General features: G+C 68.5%; 6 protein-coding genes and 1 pseudogene. 2 read left to right on the top strand and 5 right to left on the bottom strand.

Going from position 1 to position 5,685, the window contains the following annotated elements; genetic code table 11:
- From AC6RA4_RS22980 to AC6RA4_RS22995, 4 genes and pseudogenes are all read right to left on the bottom strand, one after another.
- Positions 1 to 642 (bottom strand): annotated as a pseudogene (locus AC6RA4_RS22980) (capsule biosynthesis protein); the annotation flags it as partial.
- Between the two features lie 193 nt (positions 643 to 835).
- Positions 836 to 1,495, bottom strand: a complete 660-nt coding sequence (locus tag AC6RA4_RS22985) for an ABC transporter ATP-binding protein (RefSeq protein ID WP_222602216.1) — start codon at positions 1,493 to 1,495, stop codon at positions 836 to 838.
- Positions 1,496 to 1,713: 218 nt separating this feature from the next.
- Entirely contained in the window at positions 1,714 to 2,736 is a 1,023-nt protein-coding gene (locus AC6RA4_RS22990) for a permease (RefSeq protein WP_500164252.1), read from the bottom strand.
- On the bottom strand, positions 2,729 to 3,079 hold the full coding sequence (locus AC6RA4_RS22995; RefSeq protein WP_500164254.1) for an ArsR/SmtB family transcription factor: 351 nt from the start codon (positions 3,077 to 3,079) through the stop codon (positions 2,729 to 2,731). The genes AC6RA4_RS22990 and AC6RA4_RS22995 overlap by 8 nt, the downstream gene beginning before the upstream one ends.
- A 105-nt stretch (positions 3,080 to 3,184) precedes the next feature.
- On the opposite strand from AC6RA4_RS22995, the gene AC6RA4_RS23000 reads away from it, so the two are divergent.
- Positions 3,185 to 3,781 carry a uracil-DNA glycosylase family protein gene (locus tag AC6RA4_RS23000; RefSeq protein WP_500164256.1) on the top strand — a complete coding sequence of 199 codons (597 nt, stop codon included), beginning with the start codon at positions 3,185 to 3,187 and terminating at the stop codon, positions 3,779 to 3,781.
- On the top strand, positions 3,778 to 4,569 hold the full coding sequence (locus tag AC6RA4_RS23005) for an SseB family protein (protein WP_500164258.1): 792 nt from the start codon (positions 3,778 to 3,780) through the stop codon (positions 4,567 to 4,569). The genes AC6RA4_RS23000 and AC6RA4_RS23005 overlap by 4 nt, the downstream gene beginning before the upstream one ends.
- A 3-nt stretch (positions 4,570 to 4,572) precedes the next feature.
- Here the strand turns inward: AC6RA4_RS23005 and AC6RA4_RS23010 are convergent, their stop codons facing one another.
- Positions 4,573 to 5,574 (bottom strand): P1 family peptidase, encoded by a 1,002-nt coding sequence (locus AC6RA4_RS23010; protein WP_500164260.1) that lies wholly within the window; start codon positions 5,572 to 5,574, stop codon positions 4,573 to 4,575.
- Positions 5,575 to 5,685 lie beyond the last annotated feature (111 nt).

A 5,685-nucleotide genomic window follows, 5' to 3' on the forward strand; every position in this document is an offset into this window, starting at 1 on the left:
CAGCTGGCTGCCGCCCAACAGGCCGCCCAAACCGCCAGCGGCTGCCGAGCCGCCCTCGGACTGCTGGATCAAAAAGGCGGACTTCGTGGCATATAGCGGGGTTGCCACGACGTAGAAATAATAGCCCATCAGCAGCGTCGGCAGACCCACGAAAACGGCAAGCCGCGCAAAGAGATAGGCGATTTTGCGCCGGCGGCGCCGCGCGATATCAACCTGAATCTGGCGGATCTCAACGGCGCGTCGCTCAGCCGGGGCCAATTCGGTCGACGGAAGGTTGGCGCCGTCGGCCGGAACGGTTTGCGGCAATTGGATCTGGTTGGCTGCAAGCGCTGCATCGGTTGGTTTGGGCACCACCAGTTCCAGCGTATTGGCACGCTCAAACGGGTCGATCCCGCGTTCCCGCAAAAGGCGCACCGCATCAAAGTCGGATGTGGGCGCAATGCCGTGTTTCTGCGCAACGCGCCGGGCCATGCGCAGTTGGCGGCCGGTCAATCCCTCGCGGCGGATGGCGTCAATGTCGGTTTCGCCTTCAACCTCTTTGGCGCTGGCAACCTCGCCCTGTGCGGCAGGCCCGCCGGGGGCAGCCTCGTGCAGTTGAACGGTTTCCTCAGGCGTAAAGGGCGAGCTCGCCGGATCGTCCACGGCCAACCCGCCCTGCGGTGCGGGCGCAGGCTGGGGCGCGGCCGCAGATGCGGGCGGCGCAGGCGGCGTCTGCCGGGCGGTCTGCGGTGTAGGTTGCGCCTGATCCGGCGCAGACCCATCCGGAGATGCCGGCCGCGTGGCATCAGCCTGGCTGGTCGATCCCAGCCCGCCACTTCGCCGGATGCGAAACTTCTTAGCCTTGGGTTTCGTAGTCATAGAGCTGCTTCGCTTCTTCCAAGGTTTCAAACATGTGCAGCTTGCCGTCCATCAGCACGGCGGCTTTGCGCGCGAATTTCTCAAGGATCTGCGGCTGGTGCGAGACGATGATGATCGTCGTGGTGCGCAGCCGTTCGGCGAGGATATCGCCGGCTTTCCGGTTGAACTCGACATCGGTCGAGTTCGGCATGCCCTCGTCGATCAGGTAGATGTCGAAGTCGAGGGCCAGCATCAGCGAAAACGTGAATCGCGACCGCATGCCGCTGGAATAGGTGCCGATCGGCTGGTCGAAATACTCGCCCAGCCCGCAGAGCCAGCGGCAGAAGCTTTCGACGTAATCCGGATCGATGCCGTACATCCGGGCAATGAAGCGGGCGTTCTCGCGGGCCGAGATCTTCGAGATCACCCCGCCCATGAAGCCGAGCGGAAACGACACCCGGCAGTTCTGGCGGATCTCGCCCTCGTCGGGCTTTTCGAGCCCGGCCATCATGCGGATGAGGGTGGTCTTGCCGGTGCCGTTGGGGGCGAGGATGCCGAGGGACTCGCCCAGCTCGACCCGGAACGACACGCGGTCAAGGATCACCTTGCGCTGCACGCCGGTCCAGAAGGACTTGCTGACCATATCGAACTCTAACATCACCGTGCCTCGGCTCACCGGCGCCACTCGTTCTACCGGTGGCGCATTAAGCATGTCTTAGGTGCTGAATCAGGTGATATTATGGCCCTAATGGGAAACAAAGGACAATCTCCCGCCCAGATAGCGCAGGGATTGTCCCCGATTAAGGCAAGATCAACCATGCCATGTGCGCCGGCGGCAAAGCCGCCCCCGGCGCAGTGTTTCGCCCCCGTCCGGGCTCAGGCGTAGGCGCCCCAGAGCAGCCCCGCGATCATCGCGCCGAGCACCGCGTAGCCGAGATAGGCGGCAAAGACCCGCGGCTTGACCAGCGCCCAGACCGCCACTGCCGCGGGGATGCAGCTCACGCCGCCGGCCACCACGAAGCTCATCGCAGCCCCCGGCGCCATGCCCTGCGTCAGCAGCGCATCGACCAGCGGCACCGCGGCATAGCCGTTGAGGTAGGCCGGCGCGCCCACGAAGGCGCCAAGCACCACCGGCCACAGGCCCGAGCCCCCGAGCAGGTTTGCGATCATTTCTGCCGGGATGTGGCGCAGCATCAGCGCCTCGAGCAGGTAGGCCAGAAGCAGCCACTTGAGCAGGAAGACAAGGTTCGTCATGGCCTCGGTGCGGAAGGTCTCGCGCCGTTCGGCAGCGCCCCAGAAGCGCCAGACCGGCTTGCCCTGGAACGGCTTTTTCACACCACAGCAGCCGCCGACCTGCGGCTTCTCGCGCAGCGGATCGGCAAAGACCGGGCTGGTCTTCAGCAGCATCGTCCCGAGCCCGCCCAGCAGGCCGATGCCCACCGCGGCCAGCGTCTTGCCTATGGCAAAATCCCAGCCCAGCGTGCCGGAGGTGATCAGGAACATCGCCGGATCCATCAGCGGCGAGGCCAGCCAGAACGCCATCACCGCGCTCAGCGGCGCGCCCACCGCCAGAAGCGCTGCGATGAACGGGATCACCTGGCAGGAGCAGAAGGGCGAGAGCCCGCCGAGCAACGCCGCCAGCACGATCATCCGGGTCTCGCGCCCCTCGAAGGCCCGCGACAGCAGCGCTTCGGCACCGGCAGCCTTCACATAGGCCACGGCCAGCACCGCGAAGAGGATGAACGGTGCGGTGCCTAGCAGCGCCTCTGCCGCGAAGGTGATGCTTGGCCAGAGCTGATCCGGCTCCGCCAGCGCGATGCCGGCCAGAAGCACCGCGCTCGCCGCCCAGGCCTTGTCGATCTTCGGCAGCCGGCTCGTGGGGGTGGTGGTATCAGCCATGATCGTGCTCCGAGGTGCCGCAATCCGCGCAGCATTGGGTGAGAAGGAAATCCGACAGCGCGCGCACCTCTTCATAGGCGGCGGCGGCACAGATGGTGCTGCGCCCCTCGCGGCTCTGCTGCACCAGCCCGGCCTGCGTCAGGATGCGCAGGTGATGGGTGAGCGTGGAGCCGGTGACCCCGGCGCGCTGGCCAAGCTCCCCGATGCTGAGCCCCGCGGGCCCCGAGCGCACCAGCACCTTGAGCACGTTGAGCCGCTGCTCGGACCCGAGCGCGGCGAATTTCGAGGCGGCGACTTCAAGCGCCATCTCCTGGGTGAGGGTCGGGGAGGCATCGTGTTTCATATTTCTAGAGTTATCGAAACTATCGAGTCGGACAACCCTTATTTCGACATCTCTAGAAATATAGAGGGGCTGGCATCCCGGCCGCCCGCACACTAGCTCTGGAGCATGACCGAAACCCTCCCCGCCCTCGCAGACGATTTGAAGCGCTGCCGGCTCTGCGCCGAGCGCTTCGCCGCCACCGCCACGCGGCATGCTCCGCGCCCGGTGGTGTGGTTCGCCCCCGGCGCACGGCTGCTGATCGCCAGCCAGGCCCCGGGCATGCGCGCACACAACGCCGCCCGCCCCTTCGATGACCCCTCGGGCATCCGCCTGCGCGCCTGGCTGGGGCTCGACGACGCCACCTTCTGGGACCGCTCCCGCGTCGCGATCATGCCGATGGCCTTCTGCTTTCCCGGCTACGACGCGCAAGGATCGGACCTGCCGCCGCCGCCGATCTGCCGCCACACCTGGCATGACCGGCTGTTCGCGGCGCTCGGCGAGGTGCGGCTCCGGCTCTATATCGGCGGCTATTCCCAGCGCTATCATCTCGGCGTGAAGACCGGCGTCACCGAGACCGTGCGCAACTGGCGCGACCATCTGCCGGACGCTATCCCCTTGCCGCATCCGTCCTGGCGCAATACGGCATGGTTGAAACGCAACCCGTGGTTCGAGGACGAGCTGCTGCCCGTCCTGCGGACCCGTGTCCGCGAGGTGATGGAATGACCGAAACGACCCCGCTCGACGCCGCCCATGCGGCGATGGAGGCCGCGCCGCTGGATGGTGCCGCGCGCCTGCGCTTCTACGAACGGCTCGCCGACAGCGAGCTGTTCCTGCTGCTGACCAAGGAGGCCGAGGGCGACCGGATCGAACCCGAGCTCTTCGAGCTTGGCGATGCCAGCTTCGTGCTGGTCTTCGACCGCGAGGAGCGCCTGTCGCAATTCGTGGGCCAAGCGGTGCCCTACGCGGCGCTCTCGGGGCGCAACGTGGCGGCCATGCTCGCCGGGCAGGGCATCGGGCTGGCGGTCAATCTCGAGGTCGCGCCGTCGTCGATCCTGCTGCCACCCGAGGCGGTCGACTGGCTCTCCGAGACGCTGGGCCACGGCCCGCAGGAGGCCGAGGCCGGGATCGAGGAGGTGACCCCGCCGGGTGGCCTGCCCGAGGTGCTGATCACCGCGCTCGACACCAAGCTCGCCACCGCCGCCGGCCTCGCCCGCTGCGCCTGGCTGGCGGGGGTGCGCTATGCCGATGGCTCGCGCAGTCACCTGCTGGCCTTCGCCGGCGCCACACCGGGCGCCGAGGATGCGCTGGCCCGCGCGGTCAACGAGGCGCTGGTGTTTTCCGGCATCGAGGCCGGGGCGCTGGATGTAAGCTTCGTGCGCGACGCCGAGCCGCTGGCGGCGCTGCTGGCCCGGGTCGGTCTGCGCTTCGACCTGCCCGAACTGCACGAGCCCAAGCGGGCCGAGCGCGCCGCGCCCGGCTCCGATCCGGACAGCCCGCCGATCCTGCGCTAGTCGCTAAAGCCCCAGCTCCGCGCGCAGCGTCGGCAGCGTGTCGCCCTGCGCGGGTGTCGCCTCCCAGACCGCGCGGGCGATGGCGCGCGCGAGGCAGTTGCTGGCGGCGTGGCCGATCTGCGCCAGTTGTAGCCCCGGCGCCTGCAGCGCGCGGCGCCCGGTGGCAGCCGCAAACACCAGGTCCCCGTCCATCGGGGTATGGGCCGGCACGATGGCCCGCCCAATGCCGTCATGCGCTGCCACTGCCACGCGATGGGCCTGTGCCTTGTCGAGCGCCGCATCGGTCGCCACCACCGCGATGGTGGTGTTGCCCATGCCCGCCATCGCGGCCAGCTTCCGGCTCTCAGGCAGCGCGGCCCCGCTCGCCGGATCCACGCCCAGCGCCCCGAACTCGCCGCCGATCTCGTGCGGCGCAGCCCAGAAATGCCGCCCCGACGGCGTGGTGACGCTGCCCAGAGGGTTCACCGCCACCAGCGCCCCCACCGTCACGCCATCCTCGAGCACCAAGCTCGCCGAGCCGAGCCCGCCCTTGTGCATCGCCGTCTGCGCCCCGCAGCCCGCGCCAACGCTGCCAAGCGCAAAGCTCTCCCCCGCCGCCTCGAGCGCCCTGCGCCCGAGCGCCGGGTAGGGGTTCTCGGCCCAATCCTTGTCGCCGCCATTGAGCAAGTCGAAGAGGATCGCCGCCGGCACCAGCGGCACCCGCGCCGAGAGCACGGCAAAGCCCCTCCCGGCCTCGTGCAGCGCATCCATCACCCCCTGCGCCGCCGCGAGGCCAAAGGCGCTGCCCCCGGAGAGCACCAGCGCATCCACCCCCGGCGCCGACTTGTCCGGCGCGAGAAGATCGGTCTCCCGCGTCCCCGGCGCCCCGCCCATCACCGCCACCGAGGCGACAAAGGCCTCCTCGGCCGTAACGACACTCACGCCCGACTTCAGCCGCGCATCCTCGGCCTGGCCGACAAGCAGCCCGCCGACATCGGTGATCAGGTTTCTCGGTCCCGGCTGCATCCCACTCTCCACTGCCTCCCGGTCACCCTCGCCAAGCCCGGAGATCAGCGCAATCCCCCACCCTTCTCTGGTGCATAAATACCTCGGGGGAGTCCGCGCCTGCGCGGACGG

It is taken from the genome of Salipiger sp. (assembly GCF_059781815.1).